This is a genomic window from Gordonia alkanivorans NBRC 16433 (genome assembly GCF_000225505.1).
Lineage (GTDB): Bacteria > Actinomycetota > Actinomycetes > Mycobacteriales > Mycobacteriaceae > Gordonia > Gordonia alkanivorans.
On the sequence record NZ_BACI01000060.1, the window covers coordinates 112,886 to 139,606 of the forward strand.

Here is a 26,721-nt window from a genome sequence, read left to right on the forward strand (position 1 = left end):
AAGCGCCCCTGGGATCGACCCCCAGTAGCCGCGCCGGCGACATAGTGTCGTCGAGCCCGCGCTGAAGGGCGGATCCCGGGGGCGGTTTTCGGTGACGGCGCGGGTGGTCACAGCGCGGATGAGGACCCAGTCACCTGACTCAACTTACTGTGGGGTAGGTTACTCGCCCATGAAGCTGAAGTCGGGAATGAGCGTTGGGTCGCGCCGCAGGTCACGCCTGCGAAAGACCACGATTGCGGGTGCGGTGGCAGCGGCCTGTGCGGTTGCCGTGATCAGTCCGGCGCCGGACGCGAGTGCGTCCGATTTCTACACCCCGCCGGCATCCTTCGCCACCGAGCCCGGCTCGGTGATCCGGAGTCAGCAGATCCCGCTGCTCCTGCAGATCCCGGGTGCTCCCGGACAGTGGCCGGGTACGGCCCGCAAGGTCATGTACACCTCGACCTACCAGGACGGAAAGCCCGCGGCGGTCACCGGCACCGTCGTCGAGCCGACCGCGCCGTGGGCCGGGAAGGGTCCGCGCCCGACCGTCGTCGTCGGCCCGGGCACCATCGGTCAGGGTGACCAGTGCGCGGCGTCGAAGCTGATGAGCCTGCCGATGTCGATCGACATCACCAAGCCCAGCATCGGCGTCAACTACACCGCGCCGGAGATGTTCTACATGCTGCTCAACGGTGTTCGGGTGTTCGTCACCGACTACATCGGCATGGGCACCCCGGAAATCCACACCTACGTCAACCGCTCGGAGACCGGCCACGCCATGCTCGACGGCGCCCGGGCGGCGTTGCGCGCGTCGGGAGCCCCGGCCGACGCGCCGGTGGGATTCGCCGGCTACTCGCAGGGCGGTGGCGCGGCCGCTTCGGCGGCCGAACTCGCCGCGACCTACGCACCGGAACTGAACGTCCGTGCCAGTTACGCCGGTGCGCCGCCAGCCGACCTGGCGAAGGTCATCCCGGCCATCGACGGGAGCACCATTGCCGGGGCCATCGGCTTCGCCATCAACGGCCTCACCCAGCGGTACCCGCTGGTCGCCGACGTCGTGCAGCGGGAGACCAACTCCTCCGGAAAGGCTGCGCTGAAGCACATCTCGACCAGCTGCATCGGCGACATCATCCCCGCCTTCGGCTTCCAGCAGACGAAGAACTGGACCCGCACCGGCGAGACGCTCTCCTCGGTGATCGCACGGTCGCCGGTGGTGCAGAAGGTCGTCGGCGAACAGCGCATCGGTCGGCTGAAGCCGAACGCTCCCGTCTTCCTCGAAGGTGGCCTCCACGACGACGTGATCCCGTATGGCCAGGTTGCGCAGCTCGCCGCGGACTGGCGGGCCCAGGGCGCCGACGTCCGGTTCGTCACGAACCCGACGCCGCCGATCCTGACCAAGTCGATCGTCAACCACGTGGTCCCGATGCTCGGCACCTTCCTGCCCGGCATGGAGTTCGTCCTCGGCGAGTTCCGGAAGTAGTCGAAGCGCAGAACCACTCGACGCGGATCCACTCGACGCAGGACCACCCGAACCGCAGACAGGGTCCGCCGGCATCGCTCCGGCGGGCCCTGTTCGTACCGGTGGCCCGGATGGCAGGATCGAAGGATGACCGATCCGCACGGGCCGGGGGACCCCCACGATCGGGACCCCGAACGCATCCCGACTCAGGCAGAACTCGACGCCGAAGATCTCGCCGAGTTGGAACGATCGTCGCGCGACCGCGACCAGGCGGCGCTCTACCCGCCGCGGCCGGCCGACCCGGGCAGCCCGCCCGCGGCCCTGGCACTCCACGCCCGCGTCGTCTGGTGGGGTGCGGCGGTCATCGGACTGGTCCTGGCGGTATACGGCTTCTTCAACCTGAGCACCATCACCGACGACCTGCGGCAGCGCCTCCTCGAGGGGGTCGTGACCGACCCGGCCAACTCCGCACCGGAGGACCAGGTCGAGACGCTCGCCGGATTCTTCCCGCCGTTCATGCTGGTCATGATCGTCGTCGTCCTGGTGATCGAGTACCTCCTCCTCGTGGCCGCGGTGACCCACCACAGCCGCCACTGCCGCAACTTCTTCCTCGCTGCCGTGGTGGTCCACCTCCTCTGCATCCCGGTGGGCGTCGACCTCCTCTTCCGCTATCCCGACATCTCGTCGACGATGGTCGTCATCAGCTGGGTGCAGTTCGTACTGCTGGTGATCGCCGCCCTGCTCACCGCGCGCCGGTCGGTCAACATCTGGCTGCCGGAGTCGACCCGGATGAAGCCGACCCGCATGCTGCGCGGTCGCTGACACCGTGGAGTGTCGTATCGCTGCCGACACTCCACGGCCGGTTTGTAACGCCCGCCACCAGGCGGTTTGGTCGGAATGAATACGGGTACAGGCCGGTTGGAAAGAACGTTGGTTCTACGCAGCTGAACATCCACCCACCTGAACCCAGGAGGATCTCCGATGGCAATCGAACCCGTGTACACCATTTCGTCCAAGGCATCCGGCGGAGGACGCGACGGTGAGGTGGTCTCGGCCTCGGGCCAGATCGACCTCGACCTCCAACCGCCGAAGGAGATGGGTGGCAGCGGCGACGGTTCCAACCCGGAGGAGCTCTTCTCGGCCGGCTACGCGGCGTGCTTCCTCGGAGCACTCCGAGCGACGTCTGAGGCGGCAGGAAGCCCGGTGCCCGACGACTCCACCGTCAACGTGACTGTCGGCATCGGCAAAGACCCCGCCGACGGTGGCTTCGGACTGACCGTGGCGATCGATGTCTCGATCCCCGGCGTCGACGAGGCGAAGGCACAGGAGCTGGCGAACAAGGCGCATGAGTTCTGCCCGTACTCCAAGGCCACCCGCGGCAACATCGAGCAGAAGGTCACCGTCACCGTCTGACGCGTCGCCCGCCACCAGAACCAGTCGTTTCTTCCATCCGACGGGGCGTAGAACTCAGTCCGACACAGCCCTGCGGTAGCACCCCAGATATGACAAGAAAGGACGCTCTTGATCATGACCACCCCCATCACCAGCACCCTCACCGACGAGCAGCAGTCTGTGGCCGGTAAGGCCCTGCAGGACACCCTGGTCGACCTCATCGACCTCACCCTGATCGCCAAGCAGGCCCACTGGAACGTCGTCGGCAAGCAGTTCCGGTCGGTGCATCTCGACCTCGACGAGCTCGTCACCGTGGCCCGTGAGTTCACCGACGCCGCCGCCGAGCGCGCGACCGCCATCGGCGTCAGTCCGGACGGCCGTGCCGAGACCGTGGCCAAGACCGCCAACACCAAGGGCTTCGGCGAAGGCTGGACCAAGGACACCGAGGTCGTCGACGCCGTCGTGGCGAACCTGAAGGCGGTCATCGCCGGTCTCCGCGAGCGCATCGAGGTGACCGAGGAAGCCGACCCGGTGACGCAGGATCTGCTCATCTCGTTCGCGTCGAAACTCGAACAGCTGCACTGGATGTGGCAGGCGCAGTCCGCCTGACCAACCGGATGAGCCCTCAATCGGGGCCTCTCACAGCAACGGACCCCGCCACCGGCGGGGTCCGTTGTATTCGACTGTCTCGGTGGCTCTTCGACGAAGGCGTCAGTCGCCCGCCGGCTCGCCGGTCTTCGTGTCGGCCACCTCGGCAGCGGGCGTGGACACGCCCGCGTCGTCGTCGGCGTAGGAATCGCGGAAGGAGACACGCGGGGTCGACGCCGAGTGGTACAGCGCGATGCCGGTGAAGACGAGTGCGGCCAGGATGAAGATCGCCGAGGCCGCGATCGTGACGATGTGGACCACGGTGGCGTACACGCCGTCCAGCGGCCCGACCGCGACTGCTCCCGCGGCGGCGAGGACTGCACCCAGCAGGGCCCAGGCCGCCGAGCGAATCCACGGCGCCACCACCGATGCGTAGAAGAGACGCTGATAGATGGTGAGCGAGAACTCGTCCACCGCTGCCAGTCGGACCTCGTCATCGCCTGCGAGCTCGCGCAGCTCGCGCGCCAGTGCTGTCTGTCGTTGCAGGGTTGCGGACTCCCGTTCGCGGTAGCGCACGAATGCAGCCGCACCGAACGCCGACGCGAGAAGACCCAACCCGACCATCACACCCCAATAGTCCACGGCACACACGCTACAACGCGGTCCGACACCGCTCGTGAACCAGGTCACATGCCCGCCGGTCGGTGCCGGTCACGACGGTGTGGGCCGAGTACGGGTGCTTGCCGGAGGTCGTAGGGACGTGCTGCCGCTGATACGTTGGGCGACCGTCTGCGCCAACGCTGGTCGAGACCCGTCCGACCCCTGGTCGAGCGGAGCCGAGGACGGGAGGAATGCACTGGTGACGATTCGGATGATCGGGGCGTCGATCGTCTGCGTGATGGTTGGGCTCTTCATCAGCGCATCGGCGGGGCAGGCGGATACCGACGGGGTCGTGGCGTTCGCCGAACCACGGCCGGGTGCCGCCGTTCTGACCGGCGCGGAACCGGATTCGATCCTCATCAGCCGCGAGTTCTACTCCCGATCCGACGAGGCGATCCTCCTCGGGGCGGGTGCGCTCGGCGATCCCGGGACCCGGAAGCGCGTCGCGGCGGCCGCCGGCGAGAAACACGTCCCCGTGCTCACCGTGCGCCCGGAGACCGTGCACAGCGTCGACGAGGAGTTGCGGCGGCTCGGTGTCCAGCGGGCGGTCCGCGTCGGCGAGATCGACGGGCTCGACAACCGCAGGTCCATCGACCTCGAGGACCTGCGCGGCAACCTGCGCCCGAGCGCGGACGAGCCGATCGTGATGGTCGCCCGCGGTATCCCGATGGACGCGATGCTGACCGCCCGTTCTGCGGGGCGCGTCGTCGAGGTGCCCGTCCCCGACCCCAGGGCAGGTGCCCACGCCGTCGCTGCGGTGAGCGGCGCGTCGTCGGCGACCCCGATCCGCGCGGTCGGTCCCGGCTTCGGCGACGACGAGACGTTCGCGGCCCGCGTCGATCAGGCGCGTCGGACGCCGGAGCTCCCCGGCGGTGGGCAGATCGTGTTCCCGGGCCGTCGAATGGTCGCGCTGTACGGTTCGCCCGATGCGCCGGCGTTGGGTCCGCTCGGCCGGCAGGGTATCGAGGCGTCGATCGACCGCGTCCGGCGACTGGCCGCCGACTATCAGCAGGTCAGCGCCGAACCGGTGGTCCCGGCGTTCGAGATCATCGCGACCGTCGCGTCGTCGGAGCCGGGCGAGGGGTCCCGGTATACGAACATGATCGACCCGGAAGTGCTGCGGCCCTGGGTCGAGGCCGCCGGCCGCGCCGGGGTCTATGTGACCCTCGACCTCCAGCCCGGACGCATGGACTTCCTGGCGCAAGCCCAGCGGTATGCGGACCTCCTGGCGCTGCCGCACGTCGGGTTGGCGCTCGACCCGGAGTGGCGTCTCAAGCCGGATCAGGTGCACCTCACGCAGATCGGGTCCGTCGAGGCCGACGAGGTCAACCGCACGTCGGATTGGCTCGCGGGGCTGGTACGCGATCGGGGACTGCCGCAGAAGCTGTTCGTGCTCCACCAGTTCGACGCCGGCATGCTCGCCCAGCGGAAGAACATCGTCACCGATCGACCCGAACTGCAGGTGGTCCTGCACGCCGACGGGCACGGGACGCCGCCGGTGAAGATGGAGACCTGGCGCAGATTGCTACACGATCTCCCCGCGGGAGTGTGGATGGGCTGGAAGAATTTCTACACGGAGGACAAGCCGACGTTCTCGCCGGCGACGACCATGGCGGTCGCGCCGACACCCTGGTTCGTCTCGTACCAGTAGCGCCGGGAGGCCCACCTCCGGGCTCCGACCGGTGCCCGGGACACGCTCCACAGGGAGGAGCCCCGGTGACCACCACCCCCGCCGACCTGGCCGCCTGTCCGACGCGCGGCGAACGTGCCGACCCGCTGACGATCCTCGCCGCACAGGCGCGCAACCGCGTGCCCGAACTCATCCCCGTCCGGCACGCGCGGATGGCGGCGACACCGTTCACCTTCTATCGCGGCGCCGCCGCGGTCATGGCCGACGACCTGTCCCGGACCCCCGACACCGGCATCATCACCCAGCTGTGCGGGGATGCCCACCTCAGCAACCTCGGCCTGTTCTTCAGTCCGGAGCGTCGAATGGTGTTCGACCTCAACGACTTCGACGAGACCCACATCGGTCCCTTCGAATGGGACGTGAAACGACTGGCCGCGAGTTTCGCGATCGCGGGACGTGACAACGGGTTCGACGACACGACCAACCGCAAGATCGCCAAGACGGTGGCGAAGGCGTACCGCCGGACCATCAGACGGAGCGTCTCGATGACGACCCTCGAGTGCTGGTACGCCGGAATCGATGTCGAGTCCATGTTCGCGGATCTGGGCGACCGCCTGGACACCTCGATGACCGAGCGGACGCAGAAGGCATTGCGCAAGGCCCGGCACCGCAACAGCGCGCAGGCCCTGGCCAAACTCTGCGAGATCGACCCGGATGGCAACGCGCACATCCGCAGTGAACCGCCCTTGTTGGTCCCCCTGACGGAACGCTTCACCGACGAGGACGCCGCCGTGGTCGAGGAACGGGTCCGTGAGCGCGTCGACAGTTACCGGGCGACACTGCCGTTGCATGTGCAGACCCTGCTTGCCCAGTTCTCGCTCGTCGACATTGCGTTCAAGGTCGTCGGTGTGGGCAGTGTCGGAACCCGCGCGTGGATCGTGCTGATGATGGGCAGAAATTTGGAGGACCCGCTCTTCCTGCAGGTCAAGGAGGCACAGCGGTCGGTCCTTGCCGATCATGTGCCGTCATCGGGTTTCGACAACCAGGGACAGCGCGTCGTCGAGGGCCAGCGGCTCCTGCAGGCAGCCAGCGATCTCTTCCTCGGCTGGTCGACGGGACTCGACGAGAACGGCGATCGCCGTGACTTCTACGTGCGCCAGCTCCGCGACGGCAAGGGGTCGGTCGTCGTCGAAGCGCTCGGACCCGATGCGATGAAACTCTATGCGCGCCTGTGCGGGATGGCACTCGGTCAGGCGCACGCCCGCACGTCGACGCGGTTCGACATCGCGCGGTATCTGTCCGAGACAGCGGGTTTCGCCGACGCGATGGCGGAGTTCTCGATCTCCTACGCTGATCTCAACGACGCCGACCACGTCCAGATGACGGCGGCGATCAACCGTGGCGAGCTGAGTGTGCACGACCTCGCCGCGGAGGGAAAGAGCTGACGCGTGCCCGGCTGTGGTACACAGACCGCAGGGCGAACCGACAGTGAGAGCCGACAGGGAGACGTGTGCATGGACGACGCGACATTGCGGGATCGGGTGCGGGAGTTGATGGCTCGCGCGAAGTCGGATCTGGCGGAGATGGTGCGGTTCCGGTCGGTCCACGACCCGCAGCAGTTCCCGCCGGAGGAATGCGACGGGATGGTCGACTGGCTGCTGACGGCCTTCCGTGAGCTGGGCGTCGACGATGTCGCCGCGCATGTGACCAGTGATGGTTCCAAGGCGGTCACCGGACAGATCCCGGGCCCCGAAGGCGCGCCGACGGTCCTGCTGTACTTCCACCACGACGTGCAACCTCCGCTGGGTGACGACGAATGGGATTCCCCGGTTTGGGAGCTGACCGAGCGCGACGGTCGCTGGTTCGGACGCGGAGCCGCCGACTGCAAGGGCAACATCGCCGTACACCTCACCGCGTTGCGTGCGCTCGCCGGCGACCTCGGCGTCACCGTGAAGATCATCGGCGAGGGGTCCGAGGAACAGGGGACCGGCGGACTCGAGCACTTCGCGGTCGAGAACCCCGACCTGTTGCGCGCCGACGCCATCCTGATCGCCGACTCCGGCAACTTCGCCGTCGGCAGACCGAGCCTCACCACGACGCTGCGCGGCATCGCCAACATCGACGTGTCGGTCGAAACCCTGGAATCGGCGATGCATTCCGGGATGTTCGGCGGAGCCGCACCCGATGCGCTCGCCGCCCTCATCTCGATGCTCGCCACCCTGCGCGACGAGCACGGCAACACCACGATCACCGGCCTCGAAGCCGACGCCGAGTGGCCCGGCGTGTCCTATCCACCCGAGCAGTTCCGTTCGGATGCAACGGTTCTCGACGGCGTCGAACTCGTGGGGTCCGGGTCGGTGTCGGACATGGTGTGGGCGCGGCCGGCGGCGACGGTGCTCGGTATCGACTGCCCACCGGTGGTCGGGTCCTCCGCGGCCGTCCAGCCGCGGGCACGGGCGCGCATCAACCTCCGCGTGCCCCCGGGAATGGACCCGACCTACGCCCAGGACGCGCTCATCGAACACCTCAAGGCGGTCACCCCGTGGAATGCGCGGGTGTCCTTCGAACGCGAGGCGGTGGGTTCGCCGTTCGTCGGCTCGACCTCCGGCCCGGCCTACGAGGCGCTCACCGACGCGCTGGCGACCGCCTACGGCAGCGAGGTGCTGATCCAGGGGCAGGGCGGGTCGATCCCCCTGTGCAACGTCCTGCAGAGCACCTTCCCGGACGCCGAGATCATGCTGTTCGGCGTCGAGGAGCCGCAGTGCCTCATCCACGCGCCGAACGAGAGCGTCGACCCGACCGAGATCGAGCGGATCGCGCTCGCCGAGGCTCTCTTCCTGCGTGATTACGCGACGCGCACGGCGCAGGCGCAGAAGTCGGACGCCACTACCGGCGAGGTCTAGCGGGGGTCGGGTGCGTCGGCGAACCGTCGGACGAGGAGGTCCTTCAGCTCGGGCCGGCTCGCCGCGACGAGGATGAACGAGGCCTCACGGAACAGGCGCTCCGCGTCGTTGCTGCGGCGCAGTGCCTCGCCGCCGCGCGCCGCGACCAGGGCGGCGACCGCGTCCAGGGCGAGTCGGGCGGCGTCGGCGCGGGCCGCCAGCAACGCCGCGGCGTCGTTCATCGCCGAGTCGAGGGTCACCCGTGCCTCGTCAGCGCGCTCACGGAGTCGTCGTGCGGCCGGTGCCTGTCCCGCGACGTCGAGGAGTGCCGTGCAGCGTCGGACGAGTCCGAACGGCAGCGTGCCGTTGAGGCGTACGCCGACGTTCTGATTGGCGAAGAACTCGTCGAGCGTGACCCGGCTGACTACCCGGGCCTCGGGAATCGCGAGGCCGCCGACCTGCAGGGACACAGTCGCCGTCGCCGTCGCCGCCGCGGCCGTCAGCTCGACCGGGGACGCCCGGACGTCGGTTGAAAGGTCTGCGGTGGGCAGGATCGCGGCGACGACGTCGTCGGTCGCCGTGTCGCGGGCGGAGATCTGCAGGAGGTCGACGACACCCCAGCCGCTGACGAACGGGGCATGCCCGCTGAAGATCCAGCCGTCGTCGGTGCGGGTGGCGGTCATCCGGGGCGGAGTCGGCACGACGCCGGCGTAGGCGACCCCCGCCCGCAGTCGGCCGGAGACGGTCGGCTCGAGCAGTTCGTCACGTAGCGACGGGTTCGCGGTTCGCGACAGCGAGATGACGACACCGTGGTGCTGGAGCCAGGTGAACGCGGTTGACAGGCAACCGCTGACCAGTACCTCCAGGATCTCCGTGACCTCACCGAACTCGAGCCCGGGTCCGCCGGCCTCGACCGGGGCGGCGATTCCGTAGAGGCCGGCGTCGGCGAGCGCCCGCCAATGGGATGGGGGTACGACGCCGGTCCGGTCGACCTCGGCGGCGGCCGGGAACAGGACGTCGTCGGCGACGCGAAGCGCCGCTGCTCGCAGGGTGCTCCGGCGCATAACCGGGTCCTGGTTGCTCACGGCGTCCACATTACGTCGCAGGAGAAGTGGACGTCTGACCCACTCCCTGAGCGAAGTGGATAGGGAAAGTCCGCGTCCCGCAGCACAATCCCGTGACAAGGACCTGTCGATTTGGGACCAAAGGCCCAAGACCGGGGATCGGCCCGTCGGTAACCTCTGATGTGGGTTGGAGGAGACTTTCGTGAAAGGAATCAGGTGGGCCCAGGTCCCAATGGTGGTGACGGGCAAGTGATGGACATTGCGCCGGAACGTGTTTCGCCTAGCGAGCAGGTTTCTCGTGTCGGAGTGTCTGACTTGCGTACCAGTGAGCGGTATCTACGCGCCGCAGTCACCGACCTCATCGAGCGTAATTTCCGCGACCCCGATTTCAGTGTCGAGGTGGTCGCACGGCACCTTCACGTGAGTCGACGGCACCTCTACCGGGTCCTCGCCGGCAGCCCGACGTCGCTGGCCGAGATGATCGCCGACCGTCGTCTGGAGTGGGCGCGTCGCCTGCTGACGGGTCCGGGGAACCTGAAACTCGAAGCGGTGGCGCATGCTTCGGGCTTCGCCTCGACGGCGACGATGCGCAACCGCTTCCGCGCCAAGTTCGGTCTCACGCCCGACGAATTCCGGCGCACCGCACTGGCAGCCGACGCAGAAGCCAGTTAATTGATTTCGGCGCAAGCACTTTGGTGCTTGCGCCGAAATTGCATAGCGGCATTCGGGGCCCATCGTGAGTCAATGCATCCCGGCTACCTGGTGCCGGAATTGTCGGGATTGGGCACGGTGACGTCTCTCGCGTGATACGACTACATCGCACGTCCGTCATGGAACGGGCCGATGGAAGGCGTACAGCGTGAAGAGCTTCCGATGTCGGCCGCCGGGACGGACGCGCGGCCGTGCACCGCTCGTCTCCATCGTCACGTGTGGCCTGGTCCTGTCCGGGTGCTCCTTCGATGGCTCGGCAACGGAATCGAATCCCGAACTCAAACAGGTCGATGTCGCAGCGATGAGCGCAACCCTCGACGACACGATCGAGGAACTCCTGGTACCCGGTGCCCTCGCGCTGATCCAGACCCCGGCAGGCACGTACACCGTCTCGGCCGGCACCACGACAATGGGCGATGACATCGCGCCCGCGGCCGCCGACCAGTTCCGGATCGGATCGGTCACCAAGACGATGACCGTCGCCGCAGTTCTACAGCTGATCCAGGAAGAGAAGATCGGCGTCAACGACCCGATCGACAAATACGTCCTCGGCGTTCCCGAGGGTTCCGAGATCACCATCGCGCAGTTGATGAGCATGCGCAGTGGATTGCACAACTACCTCGACACAGACGGATTCCGTGCTGCCTTCGGATCGGATCCGACGAAGGTGTGGGCCCCGTCCGAGCTCCTGGCCCTCGGCTTTTCCCAGCCCTCGGGCTTCGCGCCGGGCACGCAGTTCGACTACTCCAACACCAACACCGTCCGGCTGGGCCTGGTCGTGGAGAAGGCGGAGGACAAGTCCCTCGCGCAGGTGTTCGCCGACCGGTTCTTCGGGCCTCTCGGCCTGACCCGTACCTCGCTTCCCGCCGCGACCGACACGACCCTCTCGGCGCCGTTCTCGCACGGATATCAGTATGGCCCGCTGCAGGTCTCGGACAAGCCGATGACGCCCGAGGAGACCGCGGCGGCGAGAGCCGGGTCCCTGCTACCCAACGATGTGACGGTGATGAGCCCCTCGTGGGCCTGGGCGGCCGGTGGCGTCGTCTCGACCGCCGACGACCTGATGACCTGGATCAAGGCGTTCGTCGGCGGAGATCTTCTCGACGACGCCAACCAGCAGCTGTGGTGGGACAGCATTCGGATCCAGCACGACGAGGATCCCCGGGTGTTCTACGGCTACGGGATCACCGAGGTCCGGTTCGGGGAGAACCGCCTCACCTATCACGAGGGCCAGCTCCCCGGTTTCAACACGATGGCGGTCCATGACGAGGCGAACGACGTCAGCATGGTCGTCTGGACCAATCTCTCAGTCACACAGGACGTCGACAATGCGTTCACCGTGATGGCGAGACTGCTACAGCACATCTACAACACCCCGGCGGACACACCACCAGCACGGTGAGGGGCCCGCCGACGGCCTATGGGACGGATCCTCAGATCGTGCAGAGCGGGGAGTAGTCGCTGCGGCCGCCGGTGGTCGGTGAGACGAGGAACGTGCACGGGTTGAATCCGACCTTCTCGATCTCCTTCGTCAGGCGACGCAGTTCGGCGTCGGTGACGACCTTGTCGCGGGAGAGCAGGAATCCCGAGGCGCGACTGGGATCGCCGACGATCGAGTACTTGTAGGGGCCGTTCGGGTTCTCGCCGTCCTCGATGTGGGCGATGATGTAGTTCGGCGCCCCGTTGGGGTTGATGCTCGCCGGCGTCTGCGGGAACCGAACACTCAGCTGGGCGTTCGACTTCGTGTCGACGACGGTGGCGCGTCCGAGCACTCCGCCCTTCATGCCCGTCGGTCCGGTGCACTGGTTGTCGACGCCGATGGTCTTCTCGTCGATCCGGGTGTAGAAGGCGTTGGTGTCCTTGGCGCAGGTGACTCCCCAGAACGAGGGAACGGTGGCGAGCTGCCACCACTTGCCGAGGTAGCGGTCGATGTCGACCTTCTCCACCGGGGCGAGGGGTGCGGCCTGTGCCGAACCGGTTCCGATGACGAACAGGAGACCGACGACGATGCCGGCCACGAGGGCTGCGAGGGTGCGTGTGACGCGCATGGTGTTTCCTTTCGTGGCCCGATCATCTCCGTCGAGCCCCAACGGGCTGTTGACCAGGGGTTCGGACCACAGCGGGTCACGGATGGGTCGTGGGCATCCTGCAGGCCTCGTCGGCCGGCGTCGTCGCTGGTGGAGCGGAAGATTACAGGTTGTAGGCGTTGTTCGGGTTCCAGGTGGAGACCGCCCAGATGACGATGAGGTCGAGGACGATGATCAGGATCGCCCACGCCGGGTAGTAGGGCAGCCACAGGAACTGGGCGATGATCGACAGCGAGGCGATCACGATGGCCGCGATGCGCGCCCAGTCGGCGCCGACCGCGAGACCACCGGCGATGAGGATGCCGACGATGCCGAGGATCAGGTGGATCCAGCCCCACGCGGTGAGGTCGAACTCGAAGACGTAGTTGCGGCCGACGACGAAGAGCTCGTCGTTGGCGATCGCCGAGATGCCCTGGAAGACCGAGACCAGGCCGGCGACGAACAGCAGGGCCGCGGCGACGATCGAGATCCCGAGGGCGAAGCCCTGCTTGGCGGACGAGTTCGCCTGCTGATCGGGGGAGGCGCTCATGATGGCGTCCTTTCGTGTGGGGTGAACGCCGGCGCCCAGTGATCCTGAGCGACGGCGCGGGGGGTTGTTGCGGGTGGACCTTAACCAAGAATGGGACGTCCGACCCGGATACCACAGCGTTTCGCTCACTTCGGGCACATCTTTGACCAGGCGATTTAGTACTCGGCGGGGGGCCGGTATAAGCTATCGCAGGCTACACACGGGGTGTGGCGCAGCTTGGTAGCGCGCTTCGTTCGGGACGAAGAGGTCGTGGGTTCGAATCCCGCCACCCCGACAGAGATCGACCACGGTCGGTCATCAAGATGTGTTGGTTGAGACACAAGCAGTGAGACCCCGGTCCGCAGAGATGCGGCCGGGGTTTCCTCGTTTTCCGGGTCCTCAGGCGTCCTGCTCGGAGGAGGTGCGACCGCCGACGTGCGCGACGATCGTCGGGTCGTCGCTGACGAACCGGTCGACCTCTTCACCGCCGTCGCAGCGCACCAGACTCACCGTGATGCCCTCCGGGCCGCGGTGGACGACCCGCCAGCCGGCCCCGGAGTCCTCCCAGCGCCGCAGATCGTCGAGGGTCATGTCGGTGCCGCTCAGCAACCCAGCTGTCGGGCGAGGTCCAGCAGATCCGACGCGTGGAAATCGTTGTCGGGTGACCCGGAATCGTCCTTGGGTTCGCCGCCCCACTCGTCCGGACGCTCGATGAACGCGGTGCGCAGGCCGAAGGATCGTGCGGCGTCGAGGTCGGCTTGGTGCGTCGCGACCATCATCACCTCGTTCGGTTCGACCTCGAGGAGTTCGGCCAGGCCGCAGTAGGTCTCGCGCGCGGGTTTGTAATGCCGCCAGAGGTCGGAACCGCCGATGACGTCCCACGCGAAGTCGTCGTGCCGGGCCATGTCGGTCAGCAACGCCACGGTGCCGTTGCTCAGCGCGCACACGATGAAGTCCCGCTTGAGTCGACGAATCCCCTCGGCGGCGTCGGGCCAACCCGGGATGACCCGCCACGCACGTACGAGCGCGCGGCTCTGATCGGCGTCCAGCGTCACGTCGAAGGCCGCCGCGACCTCGTGGAGGGTGTCGGTCTGTAGATCGTCCAGACGGCGCCAGGGGAGCTCTCCGGCCTCGACGCGCGCGAGGATAGGTGAGTAGCGACGACGCCACTCGCGGGCGAAGTCGGCGGCGTCGACGTCAGGCACGGTGTGTGCGACGGCACCGGAGATCCCGGTGAACCAGTCGGTGACCGTCCCGAAGGTGTCGAACGCAAGGACCTTCACCCCGAGGGAGTTCACGAGTCGGCGCGCTCCCGGCGTGTTCGCTTGCCCGTCACAGGGTTTCGCGGGCCAGCTGCGGCAGCGACTGGTCGGCGTCGTAGTCGGCGTCGCCGTGCGAGACCGGGGTGAGGGTCAGCAGGCTGGCCTCCGGACGGCAGCAGAAACGTGCGGGCGCATACGGGGAGGTACCCAGACCGGCACTGACGTGCAGCTTCATCGACGACCCCCAGTTCGACGGCCCCTTCACCCGGGAACGGTCGATGTGGCAATTCGTGACGAGCGCGCCGAAGAACGGTAGGCACAGCTGCCCGCCGTGGGTGTGGCCGGCCATCACGAGGTCGTAGCCGTCGGCGGCGAAGCGGTCGAGAACCCGGGGCTCGGGTGAATGCGTGAGGCCCAGGCGCAGGTGTGCGAGCGGGTTGGGGCGTCCGGCGACGGTCTCGTAGCGATCCCGTTCGATGTGCGGATCGTCGACACCGGCCGCGACCACGCGCACGCCGCTGACCTCGAGCTCCCGCACGGTGTGCGTGGCATCGAGCCAGCCGCGCTCGGTGAACGCCGCCCGCAGGTCCTGCCAGGGGAGGGGTTCGCCGTGCGTGCGCTGGTGGTCTTTCCGGAAGTACTTGAACGGGTTCTTCGGCTTGGGGCCGAAGTAGTCGTTGGAGCCGAAGACGAACAGACCCGGCCGTGACAGGAGACCGCCGAGCGACTGGATCACCGCGGGCACCGCCTGCGGGTGCGCGAGGTTGTCCCCGGTGTTGACCACCAGGTCGGGTTCCAGCGCCTCGAGCTCGGAGATCCACGCCTGCTTGAGTCTCTGGCCGGGCATCATGTGCAGGTCGCTGATGTGCAGGACCCGCAGGGGAGAGGCGCCGGGCTCGAGGACCGACAGCGTCGTGTGCCGCAGGGCGAAGGCGTTGCGCTCGATGACGGTCGAGTAGACGAGGCCGGCGGCGGCCAGCCCCGCGGCGCCGACGAGTGCGCGCGAACCGACCCCGGAACCGGCCGAACCGAGGCGTGAGCGGAAGTCGAGTTCGGAGTGCTGCATCTGTTCAGAATACGCACCTCCGAGCGCATGCCCACCCCCTTCGGTGGGCCGCACGGGCGACCCACCGTCAGAGATGGAGGCGCTCAGCCGGGCAGCTGGATGACGACAGGCCCGACGCCCGGAACCACCACGGTGGTCTCGGTGGGACCGTTGCCGCTGTCGCCGCCTGCCCGTCGACCGTTGCTCACGTAGATCGTCACGGTGCTGCCGGGCATCGCGGAATCCGACGGCGCGGTGAAGACGACCGTGCCCTTCGGGCGGCCGCTGTCGACCTCGAGCTCGTTGACCTTGAAACCGTCCCGCTGGAGCCGCGAGGTTGCCTCGCTGGCGGTCAGGCCGCTGACCTGCGGGATTCGGCCGCGATCGCTGCCGCGCCAGTATTCGCGGTCGACCGGGGGCAGCCGGACCGGGCCGAACTTCGTGGCCACCGGCTTCACCGCCTGGAACCACGTGCGTGCGGGTTCCATACCGCCGAACACGTTGCCGTCGTAACAGGACCGCAGCGGGCTGGTGCACACACCCTGCGGGTTGGGGCCGTCGCTGTAGACGTAGGCGGCGCCCGCGATCTGGTTGGTGAACCCGACGAACGCCGACGACCGGTAGGCCTCGGTGGTGCCGGTCTTGCCCGACATCGGCAGCGTCCAGCCGGCCGAACCCGCAGCACCCGCAGCGGTACCCGCGCCCACGTCGTCCTTGCTCATGGTGATTGCGAGGGTGTCGGCGAGTCCCTTGTCGACGACCTGTTCACAGCCCGGCGAGTTGAAGGGAACCGAGGTGAGGGCACGCCGCCCGTCGGGTCCGATCACCGGGTTGCCGTACTGATCGCGCTTCACCCGGCTGATCGACTTGATCGGGTTGGGCGGGCACCAGACACCGCCGGAGGCGATCGTCGCGGCCACGTTGGCGAGCTCGAGCGCGTTGATGGGCAGCGGCCCGAGGGTGAACGAGCCGAAGTTCCCGTCCTTGACGTACTGGGCCATGCTCTTGTCGCCGTAACCCGACGAGCCGGGCACGGTGTAGGAACGCAGGCCGAGGCGGACGGCCATGTCGACGGCCGGCTTCACGCCGACCTGCTGCAGCAGCTTGACGAAGGCGGTGTTCGGCGACTGCGCGAGCGCATCGGTCACCGACATCGCCGCCGGGTAGCGCCCGGCGTTCTTGACGCAGTAGGAGTTCTCCGGACACCCGTTGGCGCCCGCGCTGTTTCCCATGCCCTCCACTGCGACGAACCCGGGCACCGGGATCGTCGACCCGGCGCCGAGGCCCTTCTCCAGCGCTGCGGCCACGGTGAAGATCTTGAACACCGAGCCCGCGCCGTCGCCGACCATGGAGAACGGCTGCGGCTGCATCGTCTCGCCGGCGGCGAGGTTCAGACCGTAGCGGCGGCTCGACGCCATCGACAGCACGTCATGGGACTTGTCCCCGGGCCGGATCGTGCTCATCACGTCGGCGACGCCGTCGGCGGTGGGGCTGGCCTGGGCCTTGGCCGCGCGATCCGTCGAGCGTTGTACCTCGGGATCGAGGGTGGTCTGGATGACGTAGCCGCCCCGCAGCACGGAGTTGCGCGACATCCCGTTCTCGGCGAGGAACTGCAACGCGTAGTCGCAGAAGAAGCCTTCGCTGTCGGCGGCGATGCAGCCCTGCGTCGGCGTTCGCGGACGCGGCAGCACGCCCAGCGGCTTCTCCTTGGCCGCGACCAGCTCGGCGCGTCGTTCCGGGAAGTTGTCGATCATCGTGTCCAGCACGAGGTTCCGGCGGGTCAGCGTGCCCTCGGCGTTGCTGTAGGGGTTGAGCGCCGAACTGGACTGGACCATGCCCGCCAGCATGGCGGCCTGCTCGACCTGGAGATCCTTGGCCGGGATGCCGAAGTAGGTCTGCGCGGCGGCTTCGATGCCGTAGGCGTTGTTGCCGAAGGGGACGACGTTCAGGTAGCGGGTGACGATCTGCTTCTTCGCCTCCTGCTTGGCGGCGGCGTCGTCGAGGCCCTTGTCGCGCTTGGCCTGATCGATGAGGGTCTGCTCGAGCGTGAGCGCCATGCGCACCTCGCGCAGCTTGCGTGCGGGGGTCGTCTCGACCGCGGCCTGGCGATCGGCCTCGGTGCGGGCCAGGACGAGCAGTTGATAGTTCTTGATGTACTGCTGGTCGAGCGTCGACGCGCCCTGCTGGACCTCGCCCGACGACGAGTTCTTCAGCGCGGCGCGGATCGTGCCCTTCCAGTCGACGCCGTCGTGCTCAAGGAAGCGCCGGTCCTCGACGGAGATGATCGCGCGGATCATGTCGGGCGAGATGTCGTTGTATCCGACCTGGTAGCGGTACTGGTCGAACAGCACCGCGATCGGCTTCCCGTTGACGTCGGTCATGGTGGTGACCTCCGGCAACGTGCCGTTCAGGAGTTCGGAGGAGACGTTCTCGACTGCCGCTGCCGCCCGGTTGGAGACGACGCCGACCCCACTGGCCACCGGATAGAGAAGGCCCGCGACGAGAATGCCGGCCAGCAGGCTCGCCCAGGCCAGTGACCACAGCTTCTTCGACATCACCCCGACAGGATACGTGCGATCGGCCGGAACATCGCCCAGCCTCGCCCTCGGGATCCGTGGGGGACCGTTGTGCCTGGACACGATCCGACACCGGGTCGGCGCGACCCCGACCGCGCGTCAGCGCAACCCCGACCGCGCGTCAGCGCAACCCCGACCGCGCGTCAGCGCAACCCTCCGATCGGATGAGTTTGCACGGTGGTCCCACTTTGTTGCGCTCCAGGGGTTGCGCACCCAAGCACAGATCCCTAGATTGAGTGCAGAATGTGACTCACTTAACAGTGAGTTGTAAATGTGGTCTGAGCAGCGAGTTGAGTCCCGAGCTCGGGGCTATGCGGAACACGACAAGTAGGGGTGGCGGATGGCGACAGCGGCAGTTTCTACCGGAGAAGATCGCTTGGCCTGGGTGGCCAAGGCACGATGCCGAGGCGGAGACCCGGACGATCTGTTCGTGAGAGGAGCAGCTCAGCGCAAGGCCGCGACCATCTGTCGGCACTGCCCGGTACAGCTCGAATGCGGTGCAGACGCCCTCGACAACCGCGTCGAATTCGGTGTGTGGGGTGGCCTGACCGAGCGTCAGCGTCGCGCTCTCCTGCGCCAGCACCCCGAGGTGACCTCGTGGTCGGCGTTCTTCGAAGCCCAGCGACGTCGCCAGCGCGCCGACGCGGTCTGATCACCGAGACCTCTTCAGCCAAGGCAATTCGGCTCGACCGGCAGATGCCGGCCGAGCCGAATTGTCGTTGGTCGATGATGAGGGAATTCAGCCCCGTCCGGTGATCTGCTCCGCCACGGCGCGGAGGGCGGTCACATCCGCGACCTCGAACGGCAGTGCCGGGACCCCGACGATCGGCACCCGCGGATGCGCAGCCGTGAACCGCTGCAGCAGATGGAGTTCGCGCTTTCCGGTGGCGGCGCGATCGGCGTGGATCTGCAACACCCCGCGAGTCAGGTCGTCGGTGACCGACTCGAGCGCCACCAGTGCGGCCTCCTCGTGGATCGAGGTGAGATTCGGGTGGGTCCGGTTGAGGATCAGACCCGCGAGCGGCATCGTCTCCTCCGACAGCCGGTCGACGAAGAACGCGGCCTCACGCAGGGCGTCGGCCTCGGCCGCCGCCACCACAGCGAACTGGGTGCCCGGCTGCTTCAGCAGTTCGTAGGTCTTCAGCGCCCGATCCTGGAAGCCGCCGAACATCGAGTCGAGGGACTGCACGAACATCGCGACGTCGCGCAGCATGTCGCCGCCGATGATGGTGGAGACGCCGCGCATCGCCAGGCTCATCGCGCCGGTGACCATGCGGCCCACGCCGCGTCCGCCGCCGACCAGCACCTTCATCAGACGGCCCGACAGGAACGAGCCGAGGCGCTGCGGGGCGTCGAGGAAGTCCAGTGCGTTCCGGGACGGCGGGGTGTCGACGACGATGAGGTCCCAGTGGTCCCGCTCGAGCAACTTGCCGAGTTTCTCCATCGCCATATACTCCTGCGTGCCGGAGAACGACGACGCGACCGTCTGATAGAAGGCGTTCTCCATGATCGCTTCGGCGCGTTCCGGAGTGGAGTACTCGAGCACCATCTCGTCGAAGGTGCGGCGCATGTCCAGCATCATCGCGTCGAGCGTGCCCTTGCCCTCGATCGGCACGGGCTGCGGCTCGTTGGTGAGCTCGGACATCCCGAGCGACTGGGCGAGCCGCTTGGCCGGGTCGATGGTGAGGACCGCGACCGTGCGCCCCTGCTCGGCCGCGTACATCGCCATGGCGGCCGCGGTCGTGGTCTTGCCGACGCCGCCGGCGCCACAGCAGATGACGACGCGGGTCGCGGGGTCGGTCAGCACCGCCCCCATCTTCAGATCGAGTGGCATCACGCACCCGCTTTCTGGAGAAGGTTGGCCAGCTCGTAGATGGAACCGAGATCGACGCCGTCGCCGAGGGACGGCATTTCGAGCGTCGGCAGTTCCACCTCGTCGAGCTGCGCCTTCGCGATCTGCTGCGCCTGCAGGCGGGTCGCGTGTTCGATCGTCTCGGTGAGCAGGCCGGACAGATCGCCGTCGGCGAGCTTCACACCGGCGGCCTTCAGGTTCTCCTCGATGCGCCCGGCATCGATCTGGCCCTCGGCGATCTCGTCGATCGCGTCGGCGGGCAGGTGCGGGGCACTGACCCGGTTGATGATGAGGCTGCCGAGGTTGAGGTTCTTGCCGCGCAGCTCGTCGATCGCCTCGATGGTCTCCTGGATCGGCATCGCCTCGAGCAGCGTCACCAGATGGACGACGGTCTCCTCCGAATGCAGCAGGCGGACGACGCCCTCGCTCTGATTGCGGATCGGACCGGTCTTGGCGAGGTCGGCCATCGCCTGGGTGACGTCGAGGAAGTTGCCGATCCGGCCGGTCGGCGGTGCGTCGACGACCACCGCGTCGTACACGCGGTCACCCTGCTTGTCGGTGTGGATGATGCGCTCTTTGATCTTGCCGGTGAGCAGCACATCGCGCAGACCCGGTGCCACCGTGGTCACGAAGTCGATGGCGCCGATGCGCTTCATCGCCCGGCCCGCGAAGCCGAGGTTGTAGAACATGTCGAGGTATTCGAGCAGTGCATGTTCGATGTCGATGGCGAGCGCCGACACCTCGCCGCCGCCCTCGGCGGTCGCGATCTTGGTGTCGGTCGGCGGCAGCGGCGGGATGTCGAAGAGCTGCGCGATGCCCTGCCGACCCTCGGTCTCCACGAGGAGGACCTTTTTGCCGTCGGCGGCCAGCGCGAGTGCCAGCGCCGCCGCGATCGTCGTCTTACCTGTTCCGCCCTTGCCCGACACGAAGTGCAACCGGGCGCGCGATGCCGCGTCCGGCCACTCGTTGTCGACAGTGACTGAAGACTTGTCTGTCACGCCGGAATCGAGACCTTCCCCCGCCCCGGAACGTGCGCCCTGTTCATTGGCCACCGCAACACCTTATCCATTGATCGTCGGCAGTTAGGGTGAGTCCATGAGTGAAGTGACTGCGTGGGAATACGTGACGGTGCCGCTGCTGACGCACGCAACCAAACAGATCCTCGATCAGTGGGGTGCCGACGGCTGGGAACTGGTGTCGGTGCTGCCCGGCCCGACCGGGGAGCAGCACGTCGCCTACCTGAAGCGACCGAAGGGCTGAGCATGGCTGCGACCTGGACAGATCGACTCGCCGAACTCGGCATCGCGCTGCCCGACGTGGTGCCGCCGGTGGCCAGCTACACGCCGGCCGTGCGGACCGGAAACCTCGTCTACACGTCGGGCCAGCTCCCGATCGTCGACGGCGAACTCTCGGTACACGGCAAGGTGCACGAAGGTGCCGAGGGCGTCGTCCGGCCGGATGAGGCCACCGACGCGGCACGGGTCTGCGCACTGAACGCGCTCGCCGCGGTGCACGCGCTGGTCGGCATCGACTCGGTCGTGCGCATCGTCAAGGTGGTCGGCTTCGTGGCGTCCGCCCCGGGCTTCACCGGGCAGCCGAAGGTCATCAACGGTGCGTCGGACGTGCTGGGCGAGATCTTCGGGGACGCGGGCGTGCACGCCCGTTCGGCCGTCGGGGTCGCCGAGTTGCCGCTGGGTGCACCCGTCGAGGTGGAACTGATCGTCGAAGTGGCCTGACGTCTCCTTGGACGTCGCGCTACTGATCGTCGCGGCCGCCGCTGCCGGCTGGGTCGACGCCGTGGTCGGCGGCGGGGGACTTGTGTTGATCCCCGCGATGCTGATCGCGCAACCCGGCCTGCCGGCGGCGACGGCTCTCGGCACCAACAAACTCGCCGCCGTCTTCGGTACCGCGTCGGCCGCGTGGCGCTACGTGCGGCATGTACGCATCGACCTGCACAGGCTCGTGCCGGTGTTCGTCGCCGCGCTCGTGTTCTCGGCTCTCGGCGCGCTGGTGGCGATCTCGCTGCCGACGGAGATCTTCACGCCGATCGTGCTGGTGATGCTCGTCGGCGTCGGGTTGTTCGTCGCGCTGAACCCCGGTTTCGGGGGTGACGCGTCTGCGGGACCGCGTTCGCGGCTGTCCACGCTCGCCGGTCTGGTGCTCGCCGGTGTCGTCATCGCGTTCTACGACGGGGTCATGGGGCCCGGTACCGGGACCTTCCTCATCATCAGCCTCACCGCGCTGGTCGGGACGTCGTTCCTGGAGAGTTCGGCCATGGCCAAGGTGATCAACACCGGCACCAACCTCGGCGCGCTGACGGTGTTCGGACTCCAGGGGAATGTGCTGTGGCTCTTGGGCCTCGGGCTCGCGGCGGCCAACATCGTCGGCGCCCAGATCGGCTCGCACATGGCCATCGGACGCGGCAGTTCCTTCGTCCGGTGGGTCCTGCTCGCCGTCGTCGTGGTGATGGTCGGGAAGCTCGGGTACGACCTGATCACGGACTGATCCGCCGACCGGACGACCGAACGCCGACCCGGGGGCCGCCCGCGGACCTATCCTCGGTATCGGGTCGGTCGCATGCGTCACCCGATGCTTCGCCGGCCGGCCGGCGAGGCGGTGCGGAATGACCGATGCCACGGTTCCCGGTACCGCCGCGCCGCTGTCGGGAAAGCAACGGGTCCTCGCGCTCCTGCTCGCGATGGCGATGTTCGTGCTGGTCGTCGACACGTCGGTCATGAACGTCTCGATCTCGGCCGTCGTCCGAGACCTGGGGACGACCGTCAGCGGGGTGCAGTCGGCGATCGCGCTCGAAGCCCTGGTGTCAGCGGCGTTCATCCTGATCGGCGGCAAGATCGGCGATCTCATCGGCCGGCGCCGCGCGTACGTCCTCGGTCTGCTCGGCTACGCCGTCGGCGCGATGGCGATGGTGTTCGCCCAGGGACTGACGACCGTCATCGTCTTCTGGGCCATCATCGGCGGAATCGGGGCGTCTCTCCTGTTGCCCGCGATGCAGTCCCTTGTTCACGGGAACTTTGCCGGGGACGACCAGAAGCGGGTCTACGCCCTCGTCGGCGCGGCTGCGGCGATCGCGGCGGCGGTCGGCCCGCTGCTCGGCGGATTCGTCACGACCTACCTCTCCTGGCGACTCGCGTTCCTGAGCGAGGTCGTCATCATCGCGATCGTGTTGTGCGGCATCGGACTCGTCCGCGATGTCGAGTTCACCGGACCGCGCGGCGTCGACCTCGTCGGCGCCCTGCTCTCGGTGATCGGCATGGGTGGCATCGTTCTCGGAATCCTGGTGTGGCAGGAGGGAGGGGAATCCGTAGGTGCACTGCTGGTGGTCGGGGCCGCCGCGCTCGCGGGTCTGACCTGGTGGCTGATCCGGCGGCGGCGAGCCGGTCGGCCCACCCTGCTCGACCCGGAACTGTTCCGCTCCAAGCCGTTCCGGATCGGGGTGAGTCAACAACTGCTCCAGCAGATCGCCCTGGGCGGCATCATGATCGCGCTGCCGATCTATCTGCAGATGGTCCTCGAATACGACGCGATGCAGGCCGGCCTGTCATTGGCGCCCTTGTCGCTCAGCATGTTCGCGGTGGCGCTGCTCGCCGGCCGGAAGGCGGGCGAGCGGCCCGCGTCGACCATCGTCCTCCTCGGCTTCGCGCTTCTCACCGCGGGTATCGCCGTGCTGATCCCGATCGTGCCCCGCGCCGAATTCGGTTGGGGACTGATCATTCCGCTCCTGGTGGCCGGATCCGGGCTGGGACTGCTCGTCTCCCAACTCAACGACTACACGCTGGGGCCGATGAGCGAAGAACGGGTGAGCGAGGCGGCCGGGACGAACTCCGCCGCCGGCTCGTTCGGACTCTCCTTCGGCCTGGCCTGTGCGGGTGCGGTCCTGCTGGCGTCTCTCGCGTTCGGGTTCACCGCCGAGTCGGAATCGAGCACCGTTCTGGAACCTGCTGAGCAGCAACGTGTCGCGCAGGTGCTCGACGACGACGCGCAGGTCATGAGCAACTCCCGACTGTCAGAGCTGCTCGCCGGACAACCACCGGAAGTCCGCGCCGAGATCATCCGGATCAACACCGACGTCCGTCCGGTGGCGTTGCAGGTGGCACTGGTGATCCCGCTGGCCGCGGGTGCACTCGGGACCCTGAACGCGTTGCGCATGCGGCGCACGGGTTGAGATGACGTGGCGGTGTCGCGCCGGAACGTCGATGCTGTGGGGGTGAACGCCCCGAGTGAATCCGTCGCCGAACCGATGCACGCCGCGATCCAGCGGCGTACCGTCGTCCTGCTGTGCCTGGTCCAGGTCCTGGGTGGCGTGTCCATGGGCGGGGCACTGGCACTCGGCGCGATCCTCGGTGAGGAACTGTCCGGGACCGAGTCGCTGGCCGGATTGCCGGCCACGGTGCTGACTCTCGGTGCTGCGGCGGCCGGTCTGCCGCTCGCCGCGCTGGCATCGGCGCGGGGGCGGCGACCTGCGCTCACCACCGGTCTGCTCGTGGCCGCCACGGGTACCCTGATCGTGGCCTTCGGCGTGGATCAGGGCCGGTTCCTGCTGATGCTCGCCGGGATGATCGCCCTTGGTTCGGGCACCGCGGTCAGCCTCCAGGCGCGTTTCGCGGCAACGGATCTGGCCGCACCGGAGACCCGCGGACGAGACCTGTCGCTGGTGGTGTGGATGACGATGGTCGGCGCCGTCGTCGGCCCCGCGTTGGTGCCGCTGGGGGCGACGGTCGCGGGATGGGTCGGGATGGCCGACATGGCAGGTCCGTTCCTGCTGGGTGCCGTCGGATGCTTGTGTGCCGCAGCAGTACTCCTCGTCGGACTGCGGCCCGACCCGCTGATCGAGGCCAATCGTGGGACTCCGAAGTCGACGTCGAGACCGTCTCTGGCGGATGGGTTCTCGGCGATCGTGCAATCCCCCTCCGCCCGAGCTGCGTTGGCGGCGGTGGTCTCGGCACACGCGGTGATGGTCGGGGTGATGGCTCTGACGCCCGTCCACATGCACCACGGTGGCGCGTCGGTGACTCTCGTGGGGTTGTCGATCAGCGCTCACATCGCCGGGATGTACGCGCTCTCGCCGGTCATGGGCGTCCTCGCCGACCGGGTTGGACGCGTGCCGGTGATACTCGGTGGCCAGGCGATGCTCGTGGTCAGTTGTGTCCTCGGGTTCGTCTTCGTCGACTCCCAGGCAGGCCTGGTCGCCGCGCTGGTCGTGCTGGGCATCGGATGGTCGGCGTCCACGGTTGCCGCGTCGACGCTGCTGACCGATGCCGTCGACGTGACGAGACGCGCTGCTGCACAGGGTGTCTCGGACACGTCGATGAGTCTCGCGGGTGCCGGGGCGGGCGCGCTCGCCGGGGTCGTGGTGGGAGCTTTCGGCTACGCGACTCTCGTCCTCGGTGCCGGGACGATCGCTGTCGTCACCGCGGTATACGTCGTCGTCGACGGTGCGCGCGGGCGACGACAGGCGGCGATGGCCTAGAGTTCGAGCGACGGCAGTGCCGAGGGCGTGAACGAGGCGGCCGATGAGTAGTCCGTGAAAGGTACCCCGGTCGTCGGGGGTCGAGGAACAGGAAAAGATGACCTTCTCCGAACAGCCCATCCGTGATCAGGCCGTACCGCCGAGCTGGCACAGCCGGTTCGCCTTCTACGACGCCTACGGACCGCCCGCCGACCCGCCCGCCCGAGAGGCGATGAAGCGGCTGTCATTCGGGCAGCGCGCGCGGCTCGCGTTCAATCCACTGGCGTTCTTCTTCGGACCGATCTACTTCGCCGTGAAGGGTATGTGGCGCAAGGGTCTGATGCTGTTCGCACTGACGCTCGTGTTCAACTTCGTGCTGTTGACCCTGAATGTCCCGAGCAGCTTCGACCTGGCCATCGCGTGTGGTGTCGGTGCGCTGTACGCGACGACCGCGAACTACGCGTGGTACCTGCACGTCCGGAACGACAACCGGTCGTGGAACGTCTTCGAGGGCATGGGGCGCAGTAAGAGCTGACCGCGGATCGACTCACCGTGGTCGGATGCGCGGAGCAGTGTGTCCCGGGTCGCCGGCAATGGATAGGCTCGGAGTCATGAGCGACTCCGACGATGCCGTTCCCACACACCCCGCCTACGGGGTGCTGCGGGAGGTCACGCCCTTCGCCTCGGTTCTGTTGTGCGACAACTCGGGGATGATGGAACTCGACGGCACCAACACCTACGTGTTGCGGGCGCCGGGCAGTGACGAGTGCGTCGTCGTCGACCCCGGCCCGCCGAAATACAAGCACCACGCACGACGCCTCGCCGAACTGCCCGGGGTCGCACTGACCCTCATCACCCACCGGCATTTCGACCACACCGGTGGGGTCAAGCGTCTCCACCAGCGCACCGGTGCGCCTGTGCGTGCGCGTCTCGACAAGTTCTGCCGGAACGCCGAACCCCTACGCGACCGCGAGGTCATCGAGATCGCGGGGCTGCGGATCACCGTGCTGCACACACCCGGACACACCGGCGACTCGGTGAGCTTCCTCGTCGAGCACGACGACCAGCGCGCGGTGCTGACCGGAGACACCATCCTGGGAAGTGGCACGACCGTACTGGACCCCAGCGACGGTGGGCTGCGCGACTACCTGAACTCCCTCAACCGGCTGATCGTCGAAGGTGACGGTGCGGCACTGCTTCCCGCACACGGCCCCGATCATCCCGATCTCGTGCCGGTCGCCCGGTTCTACAAGGCCCACCGCGAGGAGCGGATCGACCAGATCGTGGCCGCCCTCGACGACATGGGCGTGTCTCCCCACGAGGCGAAGCCGATGAAGGTGGTGCGCCGGGTCTACTCCGACGTCGACAAGAAGCTCTGGCCGGCCGCGCGGATGTCGGTGAAGGCGCAGCTGGAGTATCTGCGGCACGCCTGAGGGCCGCAGAGTCGCAACTTCGGCGCAGGGGCGCTACCTGTGGATAGCGCACCTGGCCTCAGGTAGCGCTTTTGGACAAACGCAAGAGCCGCTCGTCCCCGGAGGAACGAGCGGCTCTTGTCTTCC

At 67.7% G+C, this 26,721-nt stretch carries 27 protein-coding genes and 1 tRNA gene; 18 read left to right on the plus strand and 10 right to left on the minus strand.

What is annotated here, in order from left to right; all coding sequences use genetic code 11:
• Positions 1-169 precede the first annotated feature (169 nt).
• The 4 genes from GOALK_RS11560 (at position 170) to GOALK_RS11575 (ending at position 3,439) form a co-directional block, all read left to right on the plus strand.
• On the plus strand, positions 170-1,459 hold the full coding sequence (locus GOALK_RS11560) for a lipase family protein (protein ID WP_006359001.1): 1,290 nt from the start codon (positions 170-172) through the stop codon (positions 1,457-1,459).
• Between the two features lie 126 nt (positions 1,460-1,585).
• A complete protein-coding gene (locus GOALK_RS11565; RefSeq protein ID WP_006359002.1) occupies positions 1,586-2,260 on the plus strand; it encodes a hypothetical protein in 675 nt (224 codons plus the stop codon).
• 159 nt (positions 2,261-2,419) lie between these two features.
• Entirely contained in the window at positions 2,420-2,851 is a 432-nt protein-coding gene (locus GOALK_RS11570; RefSeq protein ID WP_006359003.1) for an organic hydroperoxide resistance protein, read from the plus strand.
• A 114-nt stretch (positions 2,852-2,965) separates the two neighbouring features.
• Positions 2,966-3,439 carry a Dps family protein gene (locus tag GOALK_RS11575; RefSeq protein WP_006359004.1) on the plus strand — a complete coding sequence of 158 codons (474 nt, stop codon included), beginning with the start codon at positions 2,966-2,968 and terminating at the stop codon, positions 3,437-3,439.
• Positions 3,440-3,541: 102 nt separating this feature from the next.
• Here GOALK_RS11575 and GOALK_RS11580 read toward each other — a convergent pair whose 3' ends face one another.
• The gene (locus tag GOALK_RS11580) at positions 3,542-4,069 is read right to left on the minus strand and encodes a hypothetical protein (RefSeq protein WP_006359005.1); all 528 of its coding nucleotides are present in this window, start codon (positions 4,067-4,069) and stop codon (positions 3,542-3,544) included.
• A 208-nt stretch (positions 4,070-4,277) separates the two neighbouring features.
• On the opposite strand from GOALK_RS11580, the gene GOALK_RS11585 reads away from it, so the two are divergent.
• The 3 genes from GOALK_RS11585 (at position 4,278) to GOALK_RS11595 (ending at position 8,611) form a co-directional block, all read left to right on the plus strand.
• Positions 4,278-5,729: a hypothetical protein gene (locus GOALK_RS11585; RefSeq protein WP_040004154.1), complete on the plus strand. Its 1,452-nt coding sequence runs from the start codon at positions 4,278-4,280 to the stop codon at positions 5,727-5,729.
• Positions 5,730-5,794: 65 nt separating this feature from the next.
• Positions 5,795-7,153, plus strand: a complete 1,359-nt coding sequence (locus tag GOALK_RS11590; RefSeq protein WP_006359007.1) for a DUF2252 domain-containing protein — start codon at positions 5,795-5,797, stop codon at positions 7,151-7,153.
• A gap of 69 nt (positions 7,154-7,222) precedes the next feature.
• Positions 7,223-8,611 (plus strand): dipeptidase, encoded by a 1,389-nt coding sequence (locus GOALK_RS11595; protein ID WP_035754705.1) that lies wholly within the window; start codon positions 7,223-7,225, stop codon positions 8,609-8,611.
• On the opposite strand, the gene GOALK_RS11600 is transcribed toward GOALK_RS11595, so the two are convergent.
• Positions 8,608-9,675: an acyl-CoA dehydrogenase family protein gene (locus tag GOALK_RS11600; RefSeq protein ID WP_006359009.1), complete on the minus strand. Its 1,068-nt coding sequence runs from the start codon at positions 9,673-9,675 to the stop codon at positions 8,608-8,610. The two genes, GOALK_RS11595 and GOALK_RS11600, sit on opposite strands and share 4 nt — an antisense overlap.
• 195 nt (positions 9,676-9,870) lie before the next feature.
• On the opposite strand from GOALK_RS11600, the gene GOALK_RS11605 reads away from it, so the two are divergent.
• Together GOALK_RS11605 and GOALK_RS11610 are read left to right on the plus strand one after the other, a co-directional pair.
• The gene (locus GOALK_RS11605) at positions 9,871-10,326 is read left to right on the plus strand and encodes a helix-turn-helix domain-containing protein (RefSeq protein ID WP_035754710.1); all 456 of its coding nucleotides are present in this window, start codon (positions 9,871-9,873) and stop codon (positions 10,324-10,326) included.
• A gap of 340 nt (positions 10,327-10,666) precedes the next feature.
• Positions 10,667-11,767, plus strand: coding sequence for a serine hydrolase domain-containing protein (locus GOALK_RS11610; RefSeq protein WP_155832244.1), 1,101 nt, complete (start codon positions 10,667-10,669; stop codon positions 11,765-11,767).
• A gap of 31 nt (positions 11,768-11,798) precedes the next feature.
• Here GOALK_RS11610 and GOALK_RS11615 read toward each other — a convergent pair whose 3' ends face one another.
• Both GOALK_RS11615 and GOALK_RS11620 read right to left on the minus strand, forming a co-directional pair.
• Complete coding sequence (locus tag GOALK_RS11615; protein ID WP_006359012.1) at positions 11,799-12,413, minus strand: lipocalin family protein; 615 nt, start codon at positions 12,411-12,413, stop codon at positions 11,799-11,801.
• 142 nt (positions 12,414-12,555) lie between these two features.
• Positions 12,556-12,981, minus strand: a complete 426-nt coding sequence (locus GOALK_RS11620) for a DUF7144 family membrane protein (protein WP_006359013.1) — start codon at positions 12,979-12,981, stop codon at positions 12,556-12,558.
• A 200-nt stretch (positions 12,982-13,181) separates the two neighbouring features.
• Here GOALK_RS11620 and GOALK_RS11625 point away from each other — a divergent pair.
• Positions 13,182-13,255: transfer RNA gene (locus GOALK_RS11625), tRNA-Pro, on the plus strand.
• 104 nt (positions 13,256-13,359) lie between these two features.
• On the opposite strand, the gene GOALK_RS11630 is transcribed toward GOALK_RS11625, so the two are convergent.
• The 4 genes from GOALK_RS11630 to GOALK_RS11645 form a co-directional block, all read right to left on the minus strand.
• Positions 13,360-13,551 carry a hypothetical protein gene (locus GOALK_RS11630; protein ID WP_040004162.1) on the minus strand — a complete coding sequence of 64 codons (192 nt, stop codon included), beginning with the start codon at positions 13,549-13,551 and terminating at the stop codon, positions 13,360-13,362.
• A gap of 11 nt (positions 13,552-13,562) precedes the next feature.
• Positions 13,563-14,258 (minus strand): haloacid dehalogenase type II, encoded by a 696-nt coding sequence (locus GOALK_RS11635; protein ID WP_006359015.1) that lies wholly within the window; start codon positions 14,256-14,258, stop codon positions 13,563-13,565.
• Between the two features lie 34 nt (positions 14,259-14,292).
• Entirely contained in the window at positions 14,293-15,288 is a 996-nt protein-coding gene (locus tag GOALK_RS11640; protein WP_006359016.1) for a metallophosphoesterase, read from the minus strand.
• Between the two features lie 83 nt (positions 15,289-15,371).
• The gene (locus GOALK_RS11645; RefSeq protein ID WP_006359017.1) at positions 15,372-17,822 is read right to left on the minus strand and encodes a penicillin-binding protein; all 2,451 of its coding nucleotides are present in this window, start codon (positions 17,820-17,822) and stop codon (positions 15,372-15,374) included.
• 361 nt (positions 17,823-18,183) lie between these two features.
• Here GOALK_RS11645 and GOALK_RS11650 point away from each other — a divergent pair, with 361 nt between their 5' ends.
• Positions 18,184-18,495, plus strand: a complete 312-nt coding sequence (locus GOALK_RS11650) for a WhiB family transcriptional regulator (protein WP_035754718.1) — start codon at positions 18,184-18,186, stop codon at positions 18,493-18,495.
• A gap of 87 nt (positions 18,496-18,582) precedes the next feature.
• Here GOALK_RS11650 and bagB read toward each other — a convergent pair whose 3' ends face one another.
• Together bagB and bagA are read right to left on the minus strand one after the other, a co-directional pair.
• On the minus strand, positions 18,583-19,677 hold the full coding sequence (bagB, locus tag GOALK_RS11655; protein ID WP_006359020.1) for an ArsA family ATPase: 1,095 nt from the start codon (positions 19,675-19,677) through the stop codon (positions 18,583-18,585).
• Entirely contained in the window at positions 19,677-20,747 is a 1,071-nt protein-coding gene (gene bagA / locus GOALK_RS11660; protein ID WP_006359021.1) for an ATPase BagA, read from the minus strand. The genes bagB and bagA overlap by 1 nt, the downstream gene beginning before the upstream one ends.
• A 43-nt stretch (positions 20,748-20,790) precedes the next feature.
• On the opposite strand from bagA, the gene sp36 reads away from it, so the two are divergent.
• From sp36 to GOALK_RS11690, 7 genes are all read left to right on the plus strand, one after another.
• Positions 20,791-20,955 (plus strand): Sp36 family protein, encoded by a 165-nt coding sequence (gene sp36, locus GOALK_RS23735; RefSeq protein ID WP_004022081.1) that lies wholly within the window; start codon positions 20,791-20,793, stop codon positions 20,953-20,955.
• A gap of 2 nt (positions 20,956-20,957) precedes the next feature.
• Complete coding sequence (locus GOALK_RS11665) at positions 20,958-21,431, plus strand: RidA family protein (RefSeq protein ID WP_006359022.1); 474 nt, start codon at positions 20,958-20,960, stop codon at positions 21,429-21,431.
• Between the two features lie 7 nt (positions 21,432-21,438).
• Positions 21,439-22,200, plus strand: a complete 762-nt coding sequence (locus GOALK_RS11670; RefSeq protein WP_006359023.1) for a TSUP family transporter — start codon at positions 21,439-21,441, stop codon at positions 22,198-22,200.
• 118 nt (positions 22,201-22,318) lie between these two features.
• Positions 22,319-23,878 (plus strand): MFS transporter, encoded by a 1,560-nt coding sequence (locus GOALK_RS11675; RefSeq protein ID WP_006359024.1) that lies wholly within the window; start codon positions 22,319-22,321, stop codon positions 23,876-23,878.
• A 75-nt stretch (positions 23,879-23,953) separates the two neighbouring features.
• Positions 23,954-25,183, plus strand: coding sequence for an MFS transporter (locus GOALK_RS11680; protein WP_232283166.1), 1,230 nt, complete (start codon positions 23,954-23,956; stop codon positions 25,181-25,183).
• Between the two features lie 97 nt (positions 25,184-25,280).
• Positions 25,281-25,697 carry a DUF2628 domain-containing protein gene (locus GOALK_RS11685; RefSeq protein ID WP_006359026.1) on the plus strand — a complete coding sequence of 139 codons (417 nt, stop codon included), beginning with the start codon at positions 25,281-25,283 and terminating at the stop codon, positions 25,695-25,697.
• Positions 25,698-25,773: 76 nt separating this feature from the next.
• Positions 25,774-26,595, plus strand: coding sequence for an MBL fold metallo-hydrolase (locus GOALK_RS11690; protein WP_006359027.1), 822 nt, complete (start codon positions 25,774-25,776; stop codon positions 26,593-26,595).
• Positions 26,596-26,721: the final 126 nt, after the last annotated feature.

What these genes read in the sequence shown, in the direction of transcription:
- GOALK_RS11560 (WP_006359001.1), top strand. Translation starts at nt 170, where the DNA reads ATGAAGCTGAAGTCGGGAATGAGCGTTGGGTCGCGCCGCAGGTCACGC.
- GOALK_RS11565 (WP_006359002.1), top strand. Translation starts at nt 1,586, where the DNA reads ATGACCGATCCGCACGGGCCGGGGGACCCCCACGATCGGGACCCCGAA.
- GOALK_RS11570 (WP_006359003.1), top strand. Translation starts at nt 2,420, where the DNA reads ATGGCAATCGAACCCGTGTACACCATTTCGTCCAAGGCATCCGGCGGA.
- GOALK_RS11575 (WP_006359004.1), top strand. Translation starts at nt 2,966, where the DNA reads ATGACCACCCCCATCACCAGCACCCTCACCGACGAGCAGCAGTCTGTG.
- GOALK_RS11595 (WP_035754705.1), top strand. Translation starts at nt 7,223, where the DNA reads ATGGACGACGCGACATTGCGGGATCGGGTGCGGGAGTTGATGGCTCGC.
- GOALK_RS11610 (WP_155832244.1), top strand. Translation starts at nt 10,667, where the DNA reads ATGAGCGCAACCCTCGACGACACGATCGAGGAACTCCTGGTACCCGGT.
- GOALK_RS11615 (WP_006359012.1), bottom strand. Translation starts at nt 12,413, where the DNA reads ATGCGCGTCACACGCACCCTCGCAGCCCTCGTGGCCGGCATCGTCGTC.
- GOALK_RS11620 (WP_006359013.1), bottom strand. Translation starts at nt 12,981, where the DNA reads ATGAGCGCCTCCCCCGATCAGCAGGCGAACTCGTCCGCCAAGCAGGGC.
- GOALK_RS11630 (WP_040004162.1), bottom strand. Translation starts at nt 13,551, where the DNA reads ATGACCCTCGACGATCTGCGGCGCTGGGAGGACTCCGGGGCCGGCTGG.
- GOALK_RS11640 (WP_006359016.1), bottom strand. Translation starts at nt 15,288, where the DNA reads ATGCAGCACTCCGAACTCGACTTCCGCTCACGCCTCGGTTCGGCCGGT.
- GOALK_RS11645 (WP_006359017.1), bottom strand. Translation starts at nt 17,822, where the DNA reads ATGTCGAAGAAGCTGTGGTCACTGGCCTGGGCGAGCCTGCTGGCCGGC.
- GOALK_RS11650 (WP_035754718.1), top strand. Translation starts at nt 18,184, where the DNA reads ATGGCGACAGCGGCAGTTTCTACCGGAGAAGATCGCTTGGCCTGGGTG.
- bagB (WP_006359020.1), bottom strand. Translation starts at nt 19,677, where the DNA reads ATGCCACTCGATCTGAAGATGGGGGCGGTGCTGACCGACCCCGCGACC.
- sp36 (WP_004022081.1), top strand. Translation starts at nt 20,791, where the DNA reads ATGAGTGAAGTGACTGCGTGGGAATACGTGACGGTGCCGCTGCTGACG.
- GOALK_RS11665 (WP_006359022.1), top strand. Translation starts at nt 20,958, where the DNA reads ATGGCTGCGACCTGGACAGATCGACTCGCCGAACTCGGCATCGCGCTG.
- GOALK_RS11675 (WP_006359024.1), top strand. Translation starts at nt 22,319, where the DNA reads ATGACCGATGCCACGGTTCCCGGTACCGCCGCGCCGCTGTCGGGAAAG.
- GOALK_RS11680 (WP_232283166.1), top strand. Translation starts at nt 23,954, where the DNA reads ATGCACGCCGCGATCCAGCGGCGTACCGTCGTCCTGCTGTGCCTGGTC.
- GOALK_RS11685 (WP_006359026.1), top strand. Translation starts at nt 25,281, where the DNA reads ATGACCTTCTCCGAACAGCCCATCCGTGATCAGGCCGTACCGCCGAGC.
- GOALK_RS11690 (WP_006359027.1), top strand. Translation starts at nt 25,774, where the DNA reads ATGAGCGACTCCGACGATGCCGTTCCCACACACCCCGCCTACGGGGTG.